The following is a 19,715-nucleotide window of genomic DNA, read 5'->3' as shown; positions in this document are numbered from 1 at the left end:
CTTGGCGCTGCTGGAGAGTGGTGGTCATGAGTACGGGAAAGAAATGCCGCGTGCCCGAAGGCTTTTGGCGGTAAGTAGGGCAGCGGCCGGAGCCGACGCCTCCCACAACGTAACGGAACATTGCGCGTTCTGTGAAGAGCCACGAAGCAGATCAGCCCCAAAGCGCCCCTTTCTCGCAGCAATCCCATTTGCGACTTAAGATTTTTCTTAGATTCCTGTGTGGAGTGCCTCAGTGGTTCTGATCTGTTGGGACATGGATGGCGAGCGCGGTGCGGTGACCGTGCCCATCCATGAGGCCCGCTTGAGACGCCAGCAGCTCGAGCAGAGCGGGGCTGTCGTCTACTGGAGCGAGCGCGTGGCCAATCCCGGTGGGCACTGCTAAGAGAGCGGGGCTCCCCCAACGGTGCTGGGCCCATGCGGCTGCGCTCGATCCCCTTTGTTGCCACCGTGTCGCTCACCGTGTCGCTCACCGTGTCGCTTACCTCGGCGCTGGCTGGCTGCCAAGCGAGCGGCCCCTCAGCCGAACGCCAGCGGCTCGACCGCCTGGAGTTGCGGGTGCAGCAGCTGGAACAGCGCCAGGCCAATCCGCAGGCGGCCGACACCGCCGACAAGGCGGGCAAGCCTCCCGCCGGGGTGGTGAAGTCGCTCACCTATCGCACTGGAGCAGAATCCAACAGCCTGCGCATCTACTGGGCTGATGGCTCCCAGAGCGATCTGGAATGCACCCAGGAGCAAAGCACCCTCGCCTGCGGCTGAATCCCCATGCGCACCCTCTCAATCCCAGCCCTGGCCCTCACAGCCCTGAGCCTTACGGCGGCACCGCAGGTGCGGGCCCAGGCAGGCCCCGGCACCTACTCCAGCGTCCGCGCCATCAACCTGGCCCGCAACACCGCGGTGAAGCTCAACGGCGGACTCACCGTGTACCGGCCGGCCGCCTGCATGTTCAACACCGACTTCTCCGGTGGTTCCTGCCTGGTGCAGACCAACAGCGACGGCTACCTCTACAAGTTCCTGGGTGGAGCCCCGGGCTGGCAGCAACTCGGCCTGCCCGCCACCACGGAAACCGAACTGCTGATCTCCCCCGATGGCCGCACCGTGGTGAACCTGCTCTACAACGGAGCACCACGCTGAGCCAGCTGCGTGAGGGCCTCGGCCCAGACCCCCTCACAGGCCAACCGCTCGCGCCTGGTAAGGCTCAGGGCAATGCCCTTCTCGCCGTAGGCCGCCTCGTTGATGAACACCGGCCAACGGGCTGCCGGGTCCAACGGCTCTGAAGGAACAAAGCCCTGGGTTCCAGCATCGGGGCTCCAGAACAGCGGATCGCCAGCCTCCAGGGGCTGCCAGTCGCGGTGCTGCCGGCGCGGGTGCAGGGCGGAGGCTGGCGTGCCATCAGGACGCCGTGGCAGATCCACACTTCCGGCATGCACGTGCAGGGTGAGGGCCTGGGGCAGCCGCAACCGCCCCGCCGCCGCTGCGGCGACGGTGTCCAGGCCGGCTTCAAGCGCGAGCTGGGTCTGGCGGCAGATCGGTGCACTCACCAGTCCTTGGGGCACCGGCCCCACCTCAATCACCAGCCCACAGGGCCAGCGCTCCACCAGAAAACCGGTCTGCACCGGATCGGCCTCGTGCAGATACACCGGCAGCCCCAGCCGTGCCTGGATGCCCGCGGCCAGGGCCAAATCCGCCGGGCGCCGGCCGTACACCACCAGGGAATTGCCCATGGCACTGGTGGTGCTGTGCAGATCGAACACCACGGCGCAGGGGTTGGTGCCGCCGGGGCCATGGGCCGCCAGCAGGGCGCGGGCCCGCTGGATCTCCTGCTCCTGGCGGCTGGTATCTGCCAGCAGCTCCAGGGAAAAACTGCGGTTGAGGTCGCAGTCGAGATAGCGGGTGTTGGCCGCCAGCGCCTGGGGATGGCCCACCACCAGCTGCAGCTCTAGGCCGTGGCGGGCCAGCAGATCCGGCTGCTGGCGCCAGTGCTCCAGCAGCCAGGGGGCATTGCGCTCATTGCCATGGGTGGCGGCCACCACCAGCACCCGCCCCTGCGCCATCTCCGGCCTGCTCCATCCAGCGTTCTGCGTCAGCCTGGCAGCAGTTGCCCCGCCGCGCCCATGTCCGTTCCTCCCGCCGCGGTGGCCGCAGCCCGCTGCGCCTGGCGGTGGCAATGGCAGCAACTGATGGGCGGGCTGGGCCCCGCCGATGCCGGGGGCAACTACAGGCGGCCCCCCGCCGCCTTCAGCACCAAACCGCCCCTACCTGCCACGGCCCACCAGCCCCACGGCCACGTGTTGATCGTGGGGCGCAGCTGCCCTTGGGCCCACCGGGCCTGGCTCACCTGGGCCCTGCGGGGTCTGGCCGACACCATCGAGCTGCTGGTGGTGGAGCCGGATCCAGAGGCCGGCCGCTGGCGCTTCAGCGCCGCCTTTGAGGACTGCGACACCCTGCAGGATCTCTACCGCCGCTGCGGCGCTCAGCCCAGCCAGCGGGCCACGGTGCCGGTGCTGGTGAACCGTGCCAACCGCCAGATCGTGGTGGGCGAGAGCGCCCGCTTGATCGAACTGTTGAACGACTGGCCCGCTCCCGATGGCGTTCCGGATCTGGAGCCGTTGGCCCTCAAACCGGCCATCGCTCGCTGGCGCGACCGCTTCCAGAACGCCGTCAACGACGGGGTGTACCGCTGCGGCTTCGCCCGCAACCAGGCCGCCTACAACCGGGCCGAGGCCGAGCTGTTCGCCGCCCTGGAAGAGGCGGAACAGGCCCTGGCAGGCGCCGGCCCCTGGCTCTGCGGCGAGGCGCTCAGCCTGGCGGATGTGCAGCTGTTCCCCACCCTGATCCGCCTGGAAATGGTGTATACCCCTCTGTTCGGCGTGAGCCGCCAACCGCTGTGGCACTTCCCGGCCCTCTGGGCCTGGCGCCAGCGCATCTATGACCTGCCACAGGTGGCGGCCACCTGCTTTGCGGAGTCCTGGCGCCAGGACTACTTCGGAGCCCTGTTCCCGCTGCATCCCTCCGGCATCGTGCCCGCCGGGCCCGACTTGGCCACACTGGTGCAGGCCAAACCCGGCAAGCAGCCATGAGCAGCACCACCCTCGCCGGTGATCCCGTCTTCGAGGGGGTCTACGGACCCTTCAGCATCACCGCCCGCGACCGGCGCGAGGTGCTGGGCTACCGCCTGGCGCTGCTCACCGTGGCCATCGCCCAGGCCGGGCTACTGGCCCAGTGGCACTGGCTGGGCTCCGCGGCGCTCTGGCCCTGGCTGCTGCCGATGGCCGTGGGGCTGGGCCTGGCCCTGCGCTGGATTCACATCTATCTGCGGCCCCTGCACCGGGCGCTGCAGCTGTTCTGGCTGGTGGGCTGCCTGGGCTTTCTCGGCCTCGGGCTAGCGGTGGGCCCGGGGGCCATGGCCACGAGCCTGGCCGCAAACGGCCGCTGGATCTGGGCCGTGGGGCCCTTCTTCGCCGCCCTGGCGGGCATCGGCTTCAAGGAGTTCTTCTGCTTTCAGCGTGCGGAGGCCATCGGCGTGACGCTGCTGCTCCCGACCGCTCTGCTAGGCCATCTCAGTGGCCTGCTGCAGGCCTCTGCCTGCGGCGCCTTGCTGGCCATCGAAGCAGCGTTGCTGCTGCTGCTCACCCTGCGCAAGTTCCCGATGCCAGCCGCGGCCGACGTAGGCGACAAGAGTGTGTTTGCTTATCTGGAGGGTCAACGCCAGCCCTCCAAAGCGTGAGCCTGATCAGCCTGGTGGGAGTCCGCAAGGACTTCGGCATCCGCACCCTGTTCGACAACCTCACCCTGCACGTGGGGGAGAAGGAGCGGCTGGGGCTGATTGGCCCCAATGGGGCGGGCAAGAGCACCCTGATGCGGCTGTTGGCGGGCCTGGAGCCCCCCGGCGCCGGCGAGCGGCGGGTTCTTAGCCAGGCCCGCATCGTGCTGGTGAGCCAGGAACCGGAGATGGATCCGGAGCGCACGGTGCTCGAACAGGTGTTCGCCGAAAGCGGCGAAAAGATGGAGCTGCTGGGCCGCTACACGGCCTTGAGCGATGCCCTGGGCCATGCCCATGCCGAGGGCCGCGACGACACGGCCCTGCTGGCGGAACTGGGCAGCCTCAATGCCCGCATGGACCAGAGCCAGGCCTGGGACCTGGAGCAGCAAATCCGCGAGGTGCTCGAGCGGCTCGGCATCGGCGACACCCAGCGCAAGGTGGGGGAACTCTCCGGCGGCTACCGCAAGCGCCTGGCCCTGGCCTCCGCCCTAGTGGCCGAGCCCGATGTGCTGCTGCTGGATGAACCCACCAACCACCTCGACGCCGACTGCATCCAGTGGCTGCAGGGCTATCTGGAGCGCTTCAGTGGCGCCCTAGTGCTGATCACCCACGACCGCTACGTGCTCGACCAGGTGACCCGCCGGATCGTGGAGGTGGATCGCGGCGAAGCCCGCAGCTACAGCGGCAATTACGCCTACTACCTGGCCCGCAAGGCGGAGGAAGAAGCCGCCGCGGCCGCCAGCGAGGTGAAGTTCAAGGGGGCCCTACGGCGGGAGCTGGAGTGGCTCAAGCGGGGCCCCAAGGCCCGCAGCACCAAACAGAAGGCCCGCATCCAGCGCATCGAGGCCATGCAGGAGGCCCCCAAGCGGCAAGCCAAGGGCCAGATCAGCCTGGCCAGCAACCAGCGGCGACTAGGCAAGCGGGCGATCGAAGCTGAAGATCTGGCGGTGTGGGCCACCGACGAAGCCCGCACGGCCGGCGGCACCCCCCTGCTGAAGGCCTTCAGCTACGACTTCAGCCCTGAAGATCGCATCGGCATCATTGGCCCCAATGGCTCGGGCAAATCCACCCTGCTGGATCTGATCGCCGGCCGGCGCCGGCCCCATGGCGGACGCCTGGAGCTGGGCGGCACCGTCAAGCTGGCCTACTTCGATCAGCACTCCGAAACGGTGCTGGGCAACACCAAGGTCCTCGAGAAGAAGGTGATTGATGTGGTGAAGGAAGCGGCCAGCACCGTGGAGGTGGATGGCAGCCAACTCAGTGCCTCGCAGCTGCTGGAGCGCTTCCTGTTCCCGCCCGCCCAGCAGCACCAACCAGTGAGCAAGCTCTCGGGCGGCGAGCGGCGGCGGCTGCACCTGTGCCGGCTTCTGATCGAAGCCCCCAACGTGCTCTTGCTCGACGAGCCCACCAACGACCTCGACGTCCATACCCTCACCGTGCTGGAGGACTTTCTGGAGGACTTTCGGGGCTGCGTGGTGGTGGTGTCCCACGACCGGTACTTCCTCGACCGCACCGTGGACCGCCTGTTCAGCTTCGAAAACGGCGAGCTGCAGCGTTTCGAGGGCAACTACAGCGCCTACCTGGACCGCCAGGCCGCCATCGCGAGCCAACCAGCCACACGAGCCATCTCCAAGCCGGCGCCCCCGGACGCCAGCGCTCAAAAAGATCCTGCCCCGGACAAGCCCAGCGCCCCGAGCAAAACCCGGCGGCGCAGCTTCAAGGAAAGCCGCGAGCTGGCCGCACTCGAAACCAACCTGCCGGCCTGGGAGCAGCAGCGCAGCGAGTTGGAACGCCTGATGGGGGCAAACGGCAGCGACTACACGGCCCTGGAGGCCCTCACCCAAGAACTCTCGGCGCTGCTGGCGCAGATCGAGGCAGGCGAAGAGCGGTGGCTCGAACTCAGCGAGCTATCCGCCTGAGCCAGGAGTGGCGGGCACCGAGGCCCCCCGCCGCCGCCGCCGCAGATGGGGCAACTCGCCGAATCCGCAGCCCGGCCGCGCCGCCAGGTCACAACGGGGGGAGGGCAACACCGTGCCCTGCCAGGGCTGCTGACGCACCCGCCCCCCTTGGGCCTCCTGCTGCTTGATGGCCGTGGGCTTGTAATCGTCGGCGCCGCGCTGCAGGGCCATCTCATCGCCCATGTGGCGCAGGTAGAGATCGAGCGTCCACTGCACCTGACGGTGCTCAAAGGCCTCACAGGCGGCCTGAACGGAGCTGAAGCGCTGACTCACCCGACCGCTGGGAGCACATTGCTTCCACTCGAGCACCTCATCAAAACTGAGGCCTGAGCGCCACTGGCGCTGCTCGGACAGGTAGCAGTGCTGATCGGGCCCGTTGATCCAATAGAGCTGGCCATCAGCATCGATGAAATGACGATCCCGTCGTTGCGTGATGCGTGCCATGGGCAGCTGTGGCGTCTGTTCTTCTGCTAGCCACGGCGGCCCAGTGTGGCCGCTGGGGGACGAAATCAGAACCCCGCCACAAAGGGCGCCACCCCCTGGTGACGACTCGTATGGTGGGCTCGACGTCGAGCGGCCTGAGGATCTCCGGCCCCTTTCATGAACACCATCGACGAGCACATCGCCAAGGACCAGACCGAAATCGAAGCGGCCAAGGCGGTCGGCGACGAGGCCAAAGTGCGTCACCTCGAAGAGGAACTCAAGGGCCTCGAGGAGTACAAGGCCCACCACCCTGAGGACAAGCACGACCCCAGCTCCCTGGAGGTGTACTGCGACCTCAACCCCGAAGCCCCCGAGTGCCGCGTCTACGACGACTGAGCCTTTCGGCCCAGCCGTTGCCGCTCAGATCCCCAGCTCCCGCCAAGTTGCGGCGAGGAGCTGGTCCAGATTTTTCGAAGTAGCCGCAGAGATCGCCATCACAGGCCGGCCGCAGTGGTCGCTGGCCTGCTGCAGTCGTTCCTCAAGCTCCTCATCCAGCAGCAGTTCGGTCTTGTTGAGCGCCACCAGACAAGGCCGCTCATCGAGACCGTTGCCATAGGCGGCCAGCTCCTGCTCCACCACCGCCAGGTCTCGCACCACATCCTCGGAGCTGGCATCCACCAGATGGATCAGCAGCCGGGTGCGCTGGATGTGGCGCAGAAAATCGTGGCCCAGGCCAGCACCCTGGGCCGCCCCCGCAATCAGGCCGGGGATGTCGGCGAACACGGTGCCATCGCCGGTGGGACGGCGCACCACCCCCAGGTTGGGCACCAGGGTGGTGAAGGGGTAGTCGGCGATCTTGGGCCGGGCGGCGGAGAGCACGGAGATCAGGGTGCTCTTGCCGGCGTTGGGCAAGCCGATGATGCCCACCTCGGCCAGCAGCTTGAGCTCCAGCTGCAGGTTCCACTCCTCCCCCTCACGGCCCTCGGTGCACTTCTCGGGGGCGCGGTTGCGGTTGCTGAGGTAGTGGGCATTGCCGAGGCCGCCGCGACCACCGGCGGCCACCAGCAGCCGCTGGCCCTTCTCGGTGAGATCCCCCAACAGGATGTTGGTGCGCAGGTCGCGCACCTCCGTGCCACAGGGCACCTTGATGGTGAGGTGGTCGCCGCTGGCGCCGCTGCTCTTGTTGGGGCCGCCACGGCGGCCCTCCTGGGCCTCAAATAACCGCTTGTATTTGAAGTCGAGCAGGGTCTGGAGGTTCACATCGGCCTCCAGCCACACATCGCCCCCCCGGCCGCCATCCCCCCCAGAGGGGCCGCCGGCGGGCACGTACTTCTCGCGTCGGAAGGCCACGATGCCGTCGCCGCCGCGGCCGGCGCGCACCGCAATGCGGGCCTGATCAATGAACTGCATTTGAGCAACCCTAGGATCGGGCCCTCGAGAAGACCCGTCTTGGCAGAGGTTCGCTTCCAGCAGGTCAGCAAAACCTATCCGCCCAGGCGGGGAAGCGCACCAGTGGAGGTGCTGCGGCAACTGGATCTAGCCATCGCCGACGGTGAATTCCTAGTGCTGGTGGGGCCATCGGGCTGTGGCAAGAGCACGCTGTTGCGGCTGCTAGCTGGCCTGGAAACCCCCACCTCCGGTGAGGTATTTGTGGGGGATCGCTGCGTCACCGGGCTGCGCCCCGCCCAGCGGGATGTGGCCATGGTGTTCCAGAGCTACGCCCTGTATCCCCACCTCACCGTGGCGGACAACATCAGCTTCGGCCTGCGCCGTCAACGGGCCCGTACACCGCTGCAGCAACTGGGCGACAGCCTGCACCGCGCCAGCCGCCAGCTGCCTGCCCCCCTGCGCTTCCCCTCCAGCCGCGAAAGTCGCATCGAGCAACGCATCCGCGATGTGGCGGAAACCCTGGAGCTGGAGGGCCTGCTCGACCGGCTGCCCAAGGAACTCTCCGGCGGCCAGAAGCAGCGGGTAGCCCTGGGGCGCGCCATCGCGCGCCAACCGGCGGTGTTTCTGATGGACGAACCCCTCAGCAACCTCGACGCCAAGCTGCGCACCGGCACCCGCGCTCAGATCGTGGAGCTGCAGCGCCGTCTTGGCACCACCACCGTGTACGTGACCCACGACCAGGTGGAGGCCATGACCATGGGCCACCGCATCGCCGTGCTCAACCGAGGCTGCCTGCAGCAGCTCGGCACGCCGATCGAGCTCTACCAGTGGCCCTCGAACCTGTTCGTGGCGCAGTTCATCGGCAGCCCCCCGATGAATCTGTTGCCGGTGCTCAGCGTGGGCGGCGGCCAGCTGCAGCTGGGAAACAAGCGCTTCTTGCCGGAGGAGCCCATGGCTGCAGCCCTGAACCGCTGGCAGGCCTTGGGCCAGCCGGACGCCCTCACCGGCGGGCTGCGGGCCGAACACCTCAAACTGGCCCCTGCGACCAATCGCAACCTGGCCGCTGAAGTGAGCCACAGCGAGGCCCTCGGCAATGAGCAACTGCTCACCTGCCGCCTGCTGGAGGGGGATCACCTGGTGCAGCTGCGGGCCGAGCCAGACCAAACCTTGGTGCCGGGTCAGACGGTGCACCTGGAGGTGGACCCCAGCGGTTGGCGCCTGTTCGATGCCAGTGGGGAAGCCATTCCCCGGCCGGAGCCCGTGGCTGGAGCCAATGGCCCGGAACCGCTGCTGCCCCAGCTCGGCTAACGGCCTCGGCCTATTTGGGCCAGATCACACTGCAGCCCTGGCCTCCATCGCCCTGGTCGGCATCGCTCACCCGCTCCACATAGGGCACGCCAGCCAGCCACTCCCGCAGGCCGCGCTTGAGCTTGCCGGTGCCGATGCCATGGATCACCCAGAGCGGACCATTGGCCACGCGCAACTGTTCCTCCACGGCGGCCTCCGCCTCATGCACCCGCATGCCGCGCACATCCACGGTGTTGCGCTCGGTGCGCACCTCGGGTCCGCGGCTGGCGGGATGGCGACGGCTCTTGATCGCCACCTGCGCTTTGATCGGCTCCGGTGGGGAGGGCTTTTCACCGTGGAGCCCCTCGATGGCCGAGAGCTCCAGGTTGAGCCGCATCACGCCACAGCGCACGGTGAGTTCGCGGCCATCGTCGGACAGTGCCAGCACCTCACCTGCCTTGCCCAGTGAGAGCACCCGCACCCGATCGCCCAGCTGCGGCAGCCAGCCACGGTGATCACGCCGTTCCGGCACAGGGCGGTGTTGCTGCTCCAGCTTCTTGAGCCGCTGACCCGCCTGGCGGGCCGACTCGCCCAGGGCCGCCGTATCCACATCCCGGCCCTGGCGCAACCGGCGGATGATGCGCCGCACCTCCTTCTGGCCATCGCGAATCGAGCGTTCCAGCTGCTGGCGGCGCTGCTCCTGCAGCTCGGCGCTCTGATCCTTCTGCTGCTGCCAGCGCTGCAGCAGCTCCTCGTGCAGCAGTTCCGTACGCGCCAGCAGGGCAGCGGCCTCCTCGGCGGCCTCCTGCTGGCGCTGGCGCTGGTTCTCCAGCCCCGCAATCACCTGGTTGAGTTCCCCCTCCCCGCGGGGGGCCAGCAACTGCTGGGCCTCATCCAGAACGGCCCCCTCCAGCCCCAGGCGCGCGGCAATGGCCAGGGCATTGCTGCGGCCAGGGATGCCCCACTGCAGGTGATAGGTGGGCGAGAGGGTCTCCACGTCAAACGCCACGGAGGCGTTCTCGAAGCGCGCATCGTTGTATTTGAGCGCCTTGAGCTCCCCGAAGTGGGTGGTGGCAATCGTGAGCCGGGCCCGCTCCGCCAATTGCCGCAGCAGGGCAATCGCCAGGGCCGTGCCCTCGGTGGGATCTGTGCCGGCCCCCACCTCATCCAACAGCACCAGCGAGGCACCGGCGGTGGCCGCCAGGTCGCTGCCTGGGGGTGGCAAGGCCTCGAGGATGCGCGCGATGCGGCGGATATGGCCGCTGAAGGTGGAGAGGTTCTGCTGCAGCGACTGCTCATCGCCGATATCCGCCAACACCTGGGCGCACCAGGGCAAGCGAGGCGTGCCGCTACAGGGCAGAAACAGGCCGGCGCGCGCCATCAGTACCGCCAGGCCCACGCTCTTGAGGGTCACAGTTTTGCCGCCGGTGTTGGGGCCCGTGATCGCCACAACCCTCAGCTGGGAGCCCACCGTGACGGCCACGGGCACCACCGGATGGCCCTGCTGCCGCCGCTCCTGCCAGAGCAGCAGGGGATGGCGCAGGCCCTCCAGCACCAGCGGGGCCAAGGCATCGGCCTCCAGCTCAGGGCGCACCGCCCCCAGCCAGGCGCTGTAGCGGGCGCGAGCGACGCCGCAATCGAGCTGAGTCAGCACCTGCTGCAGGTGGGTGAGGGCCTCCTGCTCGCCGGCCACCAAGCTGCTGAGCCCCTGCAGCACCGCCAGCTCCGCCTCGCGCTCTTGACCTTCGAGCTGGCGCAGGCGATTGCCCAGGGGGATCACCGCCTGGGGCTCGATGAACACCGTGCTGCCAGAGGCCGAACTGTCGTGCACCAGGCCGGGCAACTGGCTGGCTGCTCCGGCCTTCACCGCCAGCACCGGCCGGCCATTGCGCTCCGCCACCACGCTGTCCTGCAACAGGGCGGCGAAACGCCGCAGCAGCCCATTGAGGCGATCGCGGCGGTCGGCGCGGGTGGCGGCGATCTGTCGCCGCAACTCCGCCAGGGGGGGGCTGGCCCGATCGGCCACCCGGCCACCATCGTCGATGCAAAAGCGCAGGCGCTGCTCCAGCTCCGGCAGGGTGCGCAGCTCCTCCACCAGGGCGGTGGTCACCGGACGCAGATCGGGATCATCGATCTGGCGGCGCAGGCGCCGCGCCGCCGCCAGGGTGGTGGCCACGGCGAGCAGGTCGTCGGCCGGAGCGATGCCGCCCTTGGCGCAGAGCTGCAGGGTGCGGCTCAGATCCGCCACGCCCTGGAAGTTGAGGCCACCCTCGGTGAGGCCATCGAGGGCCAGCAGCTCGGTGGTTTCAGCCAGCAGGCGCTGGCTCTCGGCCCGATCCGGCGCCAAGGGGAGCTGCAGGCAGAGGCTGCGGCCGGCGGTCGTGCCGGCAAAGCCAGCCACGTGCTCCCCCAGGCGTGCCCACTCCAGCAGCTCCAGCGTTTCGGCCTGGATGTCGTGCACAGCGCCTGCGCTCACACCCGGCCAGTGGCAATCGGTGCGGCACCGATGTTGGAAGGCAGTCCCTCAGCGGGCTCGTAGAGCATCTCCAGCCAGTTGCCCTCGGGATCCTGCATGTAGAAGGAGGCGGTTCCGTCGCGATGATCGTGCACGGGGCCGCAGCGGTGCCCCGCCGCCTCCAACTGGGCATGCACCTGGTCCACCTCGGCGCGCTGCTGGAAATGGAAGGCGAAGTGGGGCCCGGCTGCCTTGTAGTCGGGGCTGAGCAGGGCAACGCCCTCGCCGCTGTCAGGCCACTGGAGGTAAGCCCAGTCAACCGCATCCCAGGTGAGGCGAAGGCCCAGGGAGCTGTAGAAGGCCTTGGCACGCTCCATGTCCTGGACGCGCAGAGCCACGTGGCCCAGGCGATGGAGTGGCGGGGGGGTCATCAGCGCACTTGCTGTGTGGCGCCATTCTGGGACGACAGCCCATGAACCCATGCGCCGACGCCTGTTGCGTGCCGCCGCCGATCCCGAAGGCCAGGTGGGCCTGGCCCTGGCGGGCGTGGGCCTGCTCACGGCCGGCTGGTTCTGCTTCTGGCGCGTGCCCACGGAGGTGGTAGGCCGTGGTGTGCTGATCGTGCCGGGGGGAGCCACGGTGATGGATGCCCGCGCCCCGGGACAGATCCTGCGGATCCCCGTGCGCGTTGGCGAACGGGTGCGGCGCGGCCAGCTGCTGCTGGAGCTCTATCTGCCCACCCTGGCTCAGGAGTTGCGGCGCCAGGAGCGCGACCTGCGGGAGCTGATCCGGCTCAACGACGACCTCAACCGCCGCGATGGCCTGCGCCTGGCCTCGGCCCAGCGGGTCCGCGACACAGCTCTGGCCAAGCTGGCCAAGGATCTGGGCCGCTACCGGGGGCTGCGAGCCACCTACGACCAGAAGGTAAGCGATTTCCGCTATCTGGCCCGCCAGGAAGTGGTGGCGCCCCTGGCCCAGGAGGTGGTGTCCACCGAAGACCGGGCCACCCAGCTCGATGTGTCCGCAGAGGAATTAAAGATCCGCGAGAAGGAGGCCATCGACGCCTACCAGAAAGTGAAGCTGGAGGTGGAAACCAGCCAGCTGCAGCGCCGCTTCCGCATCGACGAGCTGCGCCGCTCCATCCAGGTGACCCGCACCCGCCTGCGCTACGACGGCACCCTGCTGGCCGAACGGGACGGCCAGATCCTGGACATTCAGGTGGTGCGAGGCCAGACGGTGAAGGCCGGCCAGCGCCTGGGCACCCTCGGTGGCCCCAAGGCCGATGGCCTCCAGGCCGTGGCCTATTTCGCCCCCGCCGATGCACGCCGCCTACCCGAGGGGCTGCCGGTGGAGGTGGTGCCGGATTGGAATGAGCGCGCCCGCTTCGGCGGGATGCTGGGGGAAGTGGAGCGGGTCAGCCTGCTGCCCGCTACCCGTGAGGATGTGGACACCACCATGGGCAACCCCCAGCTTGCCGAATCCCTGGTGAAGGACGGCCCGGTGATGCGCGCCGAGATCAACCTGCGCCGCCAACCCATCCAGGGCGACGGCTACCGCTGGACCCTGTCCAAGGGCAGCACTGTGTTCCCGATCCGTGAGGGGCTCACCCTCAAGGCCCATGGCTATGTGGAGTGGCGCACGCCGTTGAGTTACGTGGTGCCGGCCCTGAGGGACCTCACCGGCAGCTACCGAACCCTGCGCCAGGAGCGCCAGGCCACCCCGCAACTGAGGCAACAATGAAGATCTGGGACCGGCTCCACCCTCCCCTGCGGCGGGAACTGCCGTTTGTAGCCCTGCAGCTGGCGCTGCTGGTGGTGCTGCTACACGCCAACGCCCCGGAGGTGTGGTTCTGGTTCGCGGCCCTGCTGGTGCTACTGCTGTGGCGCAGCCTGGCCTGGCGCAACCGGCGGCTGGATCAGGGCAACACCAGCGGCAGCACCACCGATTGATCCGGCCGATCCGACACCGGCAGCAGTTCCCGCAGCAGGCGGGCATAGCTCACATTGGCCAGGGTGACCGCCTCAGCGCGGGCCTCCATCGCCTCGGTGAGCCGCCGGATGGTGTCGCTCACATCGGTGTAGTCCGCCAGGCCCAGCTGGTAGCGGGCCCGTACATCGCGGAAGGCCTCACGGGCGGCGCGATAGGCGGCGCGGGCCGCCAGGATCTGATCCAGCGATGCCGTGTGATCGAAGTAGGCGCTCTCCAGACGCTGGCGAATGGCATTGCGCTCCCTGGCACTGGCCTGCTCGGTGCGCTGGGCCGCAGCACGGCTGGCGCTCACCTGGCCCGCGCTCACCCCACCATCAAACAGCTTCCAGTTCAAGCTGACGCCGGCTGCCCAGTCGGCGCTGCCGGTGTTCACCTGGGGAATCACGGACTCCGAGCAGCAGCCTTCGAGCTGCACCACCGGGCGAGTTGCGAGGCCATCGGCCACCCCCGCCTGGGCGAACAGCCGCAGGCTCGGCAACAGGCTGGCCGCCTGGCGATCCGCCTGCAGCAGCAGGGCCTGGCGCGCCTGCTGCAGGGCCAGCAACTGGGGATTCTGCGTCCAGCCGCGCATCAGGGTCTGCTGCAGATCCAGGGGCCAGGGCGGCAGCAGGCGGATCGCCTCCGGTGCCACCAGGGTGACGTCGAAGGGAACATTGATCAAGTTGCTGAGCTGGCGTTGGCGGCTGAGGCGCTGGGCATCCGCCTGGGAGAGGCGGAAGCGGCCCTGCTGCAGATCAGCCTCAGCTCGCAGCAGGTCGACCCGAGGCACCAGGCCACTGGCCTTGAGGGCCGCTACCTGATCGCGCACCACCGTGTCGTTGAGGGTCACGGCCTGGCGAATCCGCCAGAGCTGATCGGCCAGCTGCAGCCCGTAGTAGGCCTCACTCACCTCCAGCTGGAGCTGACGGACCCGGTTGGCATAGCGCTGGCGCGCCTCCCCCAGGCTGGCGCCGAACTGCCCCAGGGCGGCGGAGCGTTCAAAGCTCAAGAGCTCGTAATCGAGCCGCAGAGCGGCAGAGCCGAGGCCCAGGTTGGTCTGGATGGTGTTGCGACCGTTGGGCTCCACCAGAAAAGGCGAGTCCGCCGGATAGAGCCCGGCGTTGTCCTGCCAGACAACGCTGGACGCCCTCAGCTGACTGAAGGCTCCCCCCACCGCCAGGCCCAGCTCCGGCAGCAAGCGGCCCTGCACCGCCGCCAGCAGCCCCTGGCGCTCCCGCACGGCCGCCACCTGCTCGGCGAGATCGGGGTCGTTGCGCACCGCCAAGGCCAGGGCCTGGGGCAGCGAGAGCAGCACCCGACGCTGCACGGTGAGGGCAGACGCCTGGTTGGGCAAGGCCAGGGCTGATGGAGCCGGCAGATCGATGGCCTGCAGCTCTGCCGCGCTCAAGGGGGACGGAGGGGCGGCAGGGTTCTCGTCCGGGACCGTTTGATCCAACCGCTGCACATCACGGGCAAAAGCCTCGAGGCTGCGCAGCAGTAGCGGCGAAGGCGGCCGCTGCTGGGCCAAGGCCAAGGGCCCCTTGGCCATGGACAACAACCCCAGCAGGCTCAGCAGCCAGCAAGGGCAGCGCAAACGAGGGCCCATCAGGATCTGCGGTCCGGGCGGGGGGGCTGGGCCAGGCCGAGGCTGGTGCGGGCAAGGCAGCCGATCGAGAAGCAAATCATGCCGCTGCCGAACAGCGACCAGTGCACCTGAGCACCCCCCTGCTGGAGCTTGGTCACCACAAACAGCACCACCCCGGATGCAAGCCAAGGCAAGGTCACCAGTAGGCGCAGCTGACCGCGGGTCATCGCTTGCGCTGGGCCAGGCCCCAGGAGGTCTTACAGACGCAACCGATGGAGAAGCAGATGGCGGCGCTACCGATCAATCCCCAGCCATGGCCATGGTTACTGAAATCTGCATCAATCAACAGGCGCAGGGCCAACACAAACGTGATGGCAGCCACAAGCCAGGGCCCATAGACCCAGCCCACAAAAAAACCATCCACCACCCAACGCATGGAGGGCCGCGGCCGCAGCGACGTCAACCCTGCTTCAGCCATGCAGCCGCATCACAGGCGTGATAGGTGAGGATCAGATCGGCACCGGCACGCTTGAAGCAGAGCAGGGTCTCGAGCACAACGGCACGCTCGTCGATCCAGCCCCTCTCGGAGGCGGCCTTCACCATGGCGTATTCACCGCTCACGTTGTAGGCGGCAATCGGCAGCTCACTCTCCTCGCGCAGGCGATGAATGATGTCGAGATAGGCCAGGCCGGGCTTCACCATCATGATGTCGGCGCCTTCCTGCTCGTCGAGCTGGGCCTCGGTGATGGCCTCGCGGGCATTGGCCGGATCCATCTGATAGGTGCTCTTGTCCTTGGGGATCGGCTTGCCAGCTGCGGCACGGGGCGCCGAATCCAGGGCTTCCCGGAAGGGCCCGTAGTAGGCGGAGGCGTATTTGGCCGTGTAGCTGATGATCCCCACCTGCTCGAAGCCCTCCTCATCGAGGGCTTCACGAATGGCGCCAACACGGCCATCCATCATGTCGCTGGGGCCAATCAGGTCGGCGCCGGCGCGCGCCTGGACCACGGCCTGCTTGCAGAGGATGGCCACGGTCTCATCGTTGAGCACCACGCCCTCACCACTCACGATGCCGTCATGGCCATCGCAGGAGTAGGGATCCAGGGCCACGTCGGTCATGATCGCCATGCCGGGGTGCACCTGCTTGAGCCGGCGAATGGCACGGGGGATCAGGCCACCCTCGTTGAAGCACTCGGCTCCATCCTCGGTTTTGAGGCCATCGCTCACCTTGGGGAACAGCACCACACAACGGATACCCAGGTCCCAGGCGCGACCCACCTCCTGCACCAGCCCCTCCAGGCTCCAGCGCTGGCAGCCGGGCATGGCACCGATAGGCTCGTTCGTGGCCCCTTCGTGCACGAACAGCGGATAGATGAAATCGGCGGCGCTGAGATGGGTCTCCCGCACCATGGCCCGCAGGGCAGGCGTACGACGCAGCCGGCGGGGGCGGTAGCTGAGCTCCATGCAGGGCCAAAATCTCCGGGCGATCCTAGAGAGCTGGGCGCCACGAGCTCAGACGCACCAACCCAGAACCACCACCACCAGGAAACCGATCACAGCGCTCACCTGGCAGATGCGATCCAGGCGATTGACGCGGCGCGCAACCTCAGCCAATGACTCCTCAGAGGCCCGGGCGTGGGCGTTTGTCCCTACCAGAAACAAGAGGAAGATCCCCAGGCAGACCAAATAGGAATAGGCATAGATCTCATCGAGATAGATGAGTAAGGGACAGGCGGGAAGCCACCCTTGCAGCCATCATGCAGAAAGACAAGCGTCAGCAAAGCCGTGGACAGGGTGTCATGAACCCGAGCGCCCGAAGGTGATGGGCTTCAGAGTCTCGCGTCCTGGAGCCAGGTGGAGCGTGGATCTGAACTGCGCGCAGCGCGCAACTGTTCCAGTAGCTCGCGCTCCTGCTCGCTGTAACTGGCGGGCTGCTTCAGGCTCAGGCTCAAGAGCAGATCCCCACGGCCCCCTGCACGGGGCCAGCCCTTGCCCTTCAGCCGCAAACTACGGCCCACCGCCATGGCGGGGGGCACCGTCACGGTGGCTTCGCCATCGGGGGTGGCCACCCGCACCTCACCGCCCAGGGCGAGCTCGTCGAGGCTGAGGGGCAAATCGGCCTTGAGCTGATCCCCATCGAGGGTCCAGATCGGATGGTCCTGCACCTGCAGGTTGAGGTAGAGGTCGCCGCGACGACCGGTGCCTGGCTGCAGGTTGCCCTTCCCCTTGAGACGCAGACGGCTGCCGGGCTTCACACCTGCGGGGATCCGCACCTGCACCCGCTCATCATTCACAGCCAGGGTGCGCTCACAGCCTCGGAAGGCCTCGGCAAAGCTGAGGTTGATGCTGGCCTCCGCATCGAGATTCAGCGGAACTCCACGGCCAGCGCTAGCACCGGGGGCTCCGAATCCGCCAGGGAACCCCGAACCAAACCCGCCGAAACCGCCCGGAGCGCCAGCAAATCCAGCCCCACCACCCGGGCCACCAAAGCGACCCAGCAGGTCGTTGATGAAGTCGTCGAAATTGCCATACCGACCGAAATCCACATCCACACCACCCATGCCGCTACCACCACCGGCCTGGTTCCAGTACTGGCCAAACTGCTCATAGCGCCGCCGCTTATCGGGATCGGAGAGCACCTCATAGGCCTCGCTGATCTCCTTAAATTTGGCCTCAGCACCCTGATTGCCGGGGTTCACATCCGGGTGGTACTGGCGCGCCAACTTGCGAAACGAGCGCTTGATCGTGTCGGCATCCGCACCGCGATCGACACCGAGCACCTTGAAATAGTCGCGATAGCCGTTGGCGCCCATGGCAGCTGCTGTCTCGGTGGTCAACGGCCCTCCCAGTGTCCCAGCTGAACACCGCTGCCAGAGCAAGCGGTGGGGGGCGGAAGGCCGAACGCCAAGCCGGATTCAACGGCGATGCAAGCTGAAACAGAGGCCGTAACGTCAGTTCCAACGCCTTGATCGCGCCGATGCCCGCTCCTTCAGTCGGTCGCCAGCGCCTCTGGCGCAACCTGGGCCTGACCTGCATCACCGCCCTGCTGGTGGGAGGCCTCAGTGGCACCAGCGATCCACTCCAGGCCGCTGGTTCGGATGCCAGCGCCGTGGGCGAAGCCGTAAGTCCATCCACGCCTGAGCAGATGGCCTTGGTGGAGCATCTGCGTCGCCAGGGCGCCGTGGTGTACGGGGCCTGGTGGTGCCCCCACTGCTTCAGCCAGAAGAACCTGTTTGGCACCGAGGCCGGCCGGCGCCTGCCCTACATCGAGTGCGACAAGGACGACAACGGCCGGCAGCGCTGCCAGGCCGCCAAGATCCGCTCCTTTCCCACTTGGGATCTCAACGGCGAACGACGCGAAGGGGTGCTGAGCCTGGAAGAACTGAGGGTGTGGAGTGGATTCAGCAGCAACAGCGCAACGGTTTCACCAGCGTTGAAATAACAGAAGCCCAGAGGGAACCTTCTTACGCTCGGGTTACAGCCCGGTCCGGGGTGAGGTGGGTGGCCGGACTTATCCAGACCGTTGATTCACTGAACAGCCTGCTGCCGCTGCAGCGACACATCGGCATCTTGGCGGGCTTCCTGAGCTCTGGATCTTGGCGGGCTTCCTGAGCTCTGGCTCGGTTGACATCCGGCCTATACCCAGGTTGACGCCATCCCAGCACCAGTCGTGGTGGCAGCAACCGAGCGCGAGAAGATCACCGCTCTGAGCGTTGCTGTCTGTGGTCTTGGTGGCACCCCCACTGCAGATACGCCCCTATGAGGCGGACGACTGGCCGGCGGTGTGGCAACTCCTGGAGCCGGTGTTCCGCGCCGGCGAAACCTTCCCCCACGATCCCGCGATCTGCGAGGCCGAAGCCCAACTGCTGTGGGTGGAGCAGCCCCAGGCCGTGATGGTGGCCACTGATGGGGCCGGGCTCTTGGTGGGCACCTATTACGTGAAGCCCAATTCCCTCTGCCTGGGTGCCCACGTGGCCAATGCCGGCTATGTGGTGGCCGAGCACATACGCGGCCAGGGCATCGGCAGCCGCCTCTGCCAGCACTCGCTGAAGACCGCCCGGCGGCTGGGTTTTCGGATGATGCAGTTCAACCTGGTGGTGAGCACGAACACCGCCGGCATCCACTGCTGGCAGCGGAACGGCTTTCAGATCATCGGCACCCTGCCCGGAGCGTTCCTCCACAAGCAGTTGGGCTATGTGGATGCCCTGGTGATGGTGCAGTCGCTACTGGAGGAGCCGCTGCCATGAAGGTGGTGCCATGGCGGTTGAAACCGGGCGACGACCTGCGCTTGGCGCTGAAGGCCTGGATCGGCAAGCAAGGCGAATCGGCCGGCTGCGTGCTCATCGGCATGGGCAGATTGTCGGTGGCCGAGCTGCGGATAGCAGGCCAGCAGGAGAGCACCACGATCAGGGGCAACCTGGAGATCCTCAGCCTCACCGGCACGCCCTCGGCCAACGACGCCCACCTGCACATCGCTGTTGCTGACAGCACCGGAGCGGTGGTGCTGGGGCTGCTGCCGGAGTGGGAGTTTCACCGGGGCCTGGATCCCGCCACCGGCTACGCCGAGCTGCAGATCAGTCCTCGGGCGCCTGGGGCCGAAGCGGCAGCCGCCGTTCCACCTGCACAAACACCAGCCAGGCCACCCCGGCACTGATGCCCCCCGTCCAGTCATTGCGCAGCAGTTCCACGATCGACACCGTGCTGGCGCCGATACGCAGGCCACGCAGCATAAAGCGGCCAAGCTTGTCCAGCGTCTCCCGATTCATCGTCATGGGCTGGGGCCAGCGCAGAGGGGATTCAGATTGGCGGAAGGGGAGGGGGTTGTTCCGCCAGTTGGGCTATCGCACCCGAAGGGACACCCACCTGATGAGGGATCAGCAGCCCCAGCTGCAG

The 19,715-nt window shown here is 67.6% G+C and carries 23 protein-coding genes; 13 read left to right on the top strand and 10 right to left on the bottom strand.

The window, feature by feature from the left end:
- Positions 1–232: 232 nt before the first annotated feature.
- Genes KBZ14_RS11325 through KBZ14_RS11315 form a run of 3 tightly spaced genes read left to right on the top strand, consistent with a single transcriptional unit; the run spans position 233 to position 1,131 of the window.
- A complete protein-coding gene (locus KBZ14_RS11325; RefSeq protein WP_255118434.1) occupies positions 233–382 on the top strand; it encodes a hypothetical protein in 150 nt (49 codons plus the stop codon).
- A 32-nt stretch (positions 383–414) separates the two neighbouring features.
- Positions 415–756 (top strand): hypothetical protein, encoded by a 342-nt coding sequence (locus KBZ14_RS11320; protein ID WP_255118433.1) that lies wholly within the window; start codon positions 415–417, stop codon positions 754–756.
- A gap of 6 nt (positions 757–762) precedes the next feature.
- Entirely contained in the window at positions 763–1,131 is a 369-nt protein-coding gene (locus KBZ14_RS11315; protein ID WP_255118432.1) for a hypothetical protein, read from the top strand.
- Here the strand turns inward: KBZ14_RS11315 and KBZ14_RS11310 are convergent.
- Complete coding sequence (locus tag KBZ14_RS11310) at positions 1,110–2,051, bottom strand: aspartoacylase (protein ID WP_255118431.1); 942 nt, start codon at positions 2,049–2,051, stop codon at positions 1,110–1,112. The two genes, KBZ14_RS11315 and KBZ14_RS11310, sit on opposite strands and share 22 nt — an antisense overlap.
- Positions 2,052–2,111: 60 nt before the next feature.
- Between KBZ14_RS11310 and KBZ14_RS11305 the strand changes: the two genes are divergently transcribed.
- Genes KBZ14_RS11305 through KBZ14_RS11295 form a run of 3 tightly spaced genes read left to right on the top strand, consistent with a single transcriptional unit; the run spans position 2,112 to position 5,679 of the window.
- Positions 2,112–3,077: a glutathione S-transferase C-terminal domain-containing protein gene (locus KBZ14_RS11305; RefSeq protein WP_255118430.1), complete on the top strand. Its 966-nt coding sequence runs from the start codon at positions 2,112–2,114 to the stop codon at positions 3,075–3,077.
- A complete protein-coding gene (locus KBZ14_RS11300) occupies positions 3,074–3,724 on the top strand; it encodes a DUF2301 domain-containing membrane protein (protein WP_255118429.1) in 651 nt (216 codons plus the stop codon). The genes KBZ14_RS11305 and KBZ14_RS11300 overlap by 4 nt, the downstream gene beginning before the upstream one ends.
- Positions 3,721–5,679: an ABC-F family ATP-binding cassette domain-containing protein gene (locus tag KBZ14_RS11295; protein ID WP_255118428.1), complete on the top strand. Its 1,959-nt coding sequence runs from the start codon at positions 3,721–3,723 to the stop codon at positions 5,677–5,679. Before KBZ14_RS11300 ends, KBZ14_RS11295 begins: the two co-directional genes overlap by 4 nt.
- Here KBZ14_RS11295 and KBZ14_RS11290 read toward each other — a convergent pair.
- Positions 5,668–6,162, bottom strand: coding sequence for a hypothetical protein (locus tag KBZ14_RS11290; protein ID WP_255118427.1), 495 nt, complete (start codon positions 6,160–6,162; stop codon positions 5,668–5,670). The genes KBZ14_RS11295 and KBZ14_RS11290 overlap by 12 nt on opposite strands.
- A 156-nt stretch (positions 6,163–6,318) precedes the next feature.
- On the opposite strand from KBZ14_RS11290, the gene KBZ14_RS11285 reads away from it, so the two are divergent.
- The gene (locus KBZ14_RS11285) at positions 6,319–6,537 is read left to right on the top strand and encodes a CP12 domain-containing protein (protein WP_255118426.1); all 219 of its coding nucleotides are present in this window, start codon (positions 6,319–6,321) and stop codon (positions 6,535–6,537) included.
- 24 nt (positions 6,538–6,561) lie between these two features.
- On the opposite strand, the gene cgtA is transcribed toward KBZ14_RS11285, so the two are convergent.
- Positions 6,562–7,551 (bottom strand): Obg family GTPase CgtA, encoded by a 990-nt coding sequence (gene cgtA, locus KBZ14_RS11280; protein ID WP_255118425.1) that lies wholly within the window; start codon positions 7,549–7,551, stop codon positions 6,562–6,564.
- A 39-nt stretch (positions 7,552–7,590) separates the two neighbouring features.
- Between cgtA and KBZ14_RS11275 the strand changes: the two genes are divergently transcribed.
- On the top strand, positions 7,591–8,838 hold the full coding sequence (locus tag KBZ14_RS11275; RefSeq protein WP_255118424.1) for an ABC transporter ATP-binding protein: 1,248 nt from the start codon (positions 7,591–7,593) through the stop codon (positions 8,836–8,838).
- A 10-nt stretch (positions 8,839–8,848) separates the two neighbouring features.
- Here KBZ14_RS11275 and KBZ14_RS11270 read toward each other — a convergent pair whose 3' ends face one another.
- Positions 8,849–11,278, bottom strand: a complete 2,430-nt coding sequence (locus tag KBZ14_RS11270; RefSeq protein WP_488657340.1) for an endonuclease MutS2 — start codon at positions 11,276–11,278, stop codon at positions 8,849–8,851.
- Positions 11,279–11,289: 11 nt separating this feature from the next.
- On the bottom strand, positions 11,290–11,703 hold the full coding sequence (locus KBZ14_RS11265; protein WP_255118422.1) for a VOC family protein: 414 nt from the start codon (positions 11,701–11,703) through the stop codon (positions 11,290–11,292).
- A gap of 49 nt (positions 11,704–11,752) precedes the next feature.
- Here KBZ14_RS11265 and KBZ14_RS11260 point away from each other — a divergent pair, with 49 nt between their 5' ends.
- Both KBZ14_RS11260 and KBZ14_RS11255 read left to right on the top strand, forming a co-directional pair.
- Positions 11,753–13,012: an NHLP bacteriocin system secretion protein gene (locus KBZ14_RS11260; RefSeq protein ID WP_255118421.1), complete on the top strand. Its 1,260-nt coding sequence runs from the start codon at positions 11,753–11,755 to the stop codon at positions 13,010–13,012.
- Entirely contained in the window at positions 13,009–13,221 is a 213-nt protein-coding gene (locus KBZ14_RS11255; protein ID WP_255118420.1) for a hypothetical protein, read from the top strand. The genes KBZ14_RS11260 and KBZ14_RS11255 overlap by 4 nt, the downstream gene beginning before the upstream one ends.
- Here KBZ14_RS11255 and KBZ14_RS11250 read toward each other — a convergent pair.
- The 5 genes from KBZ14_RS11250 to KBZ14_RS11230 all read right to left on the bottom strand — a co-directional run bounded on the left by KBZ14_RS11250 (position 13,188) and on the right by KBZ14_RS11230 (position 17,635).
- The gene (locus KBZ14_RS11250; protein ID WP_255118419.1) at positions 13,188–14,846 is read right to left on the bottom strand and encodes a TolC family protein; all 1,659 of its coding nucleotides are present in this window, start codon (positions 14,844–14,846) and stop codon (positions 13,188–13,190) included. The genes KBZ14_RS11255 and KBZ14_RS11250 overlap by 34 nt on opposite strands.
- Positions 14,846–15,052, bottom strand: a complete 207-nt coding sequence (locus tag KBZ14_RS11245) for a hypothetical protein (protein WP_255118418.1) — start codon at positions 15,050–15,052, stop codon at positions 14,846–14,848. The genes KBZ14_RS11250 and KBZ14_RS11245 overlap by 1 nt, the downstream gene beginning before the upstream one ends.
- Complete coding sequence (locus tag KBZ14_RS11240) at positions 15,049–15,288, bottom strand: hypothetical protein (protein WP_255118417.1); 240 nt, start codon at positions 15,286–15,288, stop codon at positions 15,049–15,051. Before KBZ14_RS11240 ends, KBZ14_RS11245 begins: the two co-directional genes overlap by 4 nt.
- Entirely contained in the window at positions 15,285–16,286 is a 1,002-nt protein-coding gene (gene hemB, locus KBZ14_RS11235; RefSeq protein ID WP_255118416.1) for a porphobilinogen synthase, read from the bottom strand. The genes KBZ14_RS11240 and hemB overlap by 4 nt, the downstream gene beginning before the upstream one ends.
- A gap of 365 nt (positions 16,287–16,651) precedes the next feature.
- Positions 16,652–17,635 carry a DnaJ C-terminal domain-containing protein gene (locus KBZ14_RS11230; RefSeq protein ID WP_255118443.1) on the bottom strand — a complete coding sequence of 328 codons (984 nt, stop codon included), beginning with the start codon at positions 17,633–17,635 and terminating at the stop codon, positions 16,652–16,654.
- Between the two features lie 164 nt (positions 17,636–17,799).
- On the opposite strand from KBZ14_RS11230, the gene KBZ14_RS11225 reads away from it, so the two are divergent.
- The 3 genes from KBZ14_RS11225 (at position 17,800) to KBZ14_RS11215 (ending at position 19,476) form a co-directional block, all read left to right on the top strand.
- The gene (locus KBZ14_RS11225; protein WP_255118415.1) at positions 17,800–18,264 is read left to right on the top strand and encodes a thioredoxin domain-containing protein; all 465 of its coding nucleotides are present in this window, start codon (positions 17,800–17,802) and stop codon (positions 18,262–18,264) included.
- A gap of 289 nt (positions 18,265–18,553) precedes the next feature.
- Positions 18,554–19,069 carry a GNAT family N-acetyltransferase gene (locus KBZ14_RS11220; protein WP_255118442.1) on the top strand — a complete coding sequence of 172 codons (516 nt, stop codon included), beginning with the start codon at positions 18,554–18,556 and terminating at the stop codon, positions 19,067–19,069.
- Entirely contained in the window at positions 19,066–19,476 is a 411-nt protein-coding gene (locus KBZ14_RS11215; protein ID WP_255118414.1) for a PPC domain-containing DNA-binding protein, read from the top strand. The genes KBZ14_RS11220 and KBZ14_RS11215 overlap by 4 nt, the downstream gene beginning before the upstream one ends.
- Positions 19,477–19,715: the final 239 nt, after the last annotated feature.

The sequence above is a fragment of the Synechococcus sp. HJ21-Hayes genome (assembly GCF_024345835.1).
Lineage (GTDB): Bacteria > Cyanobacteriota > Cyanobacteriia > PCC-6307 > Cyanobiaceae > Vulcanococcus.
The sequence above is the reverse complement of the archived record's forward strand: the minus strand, read 5'-3'. Positions and strand labels throughout refer to the sequence as shown.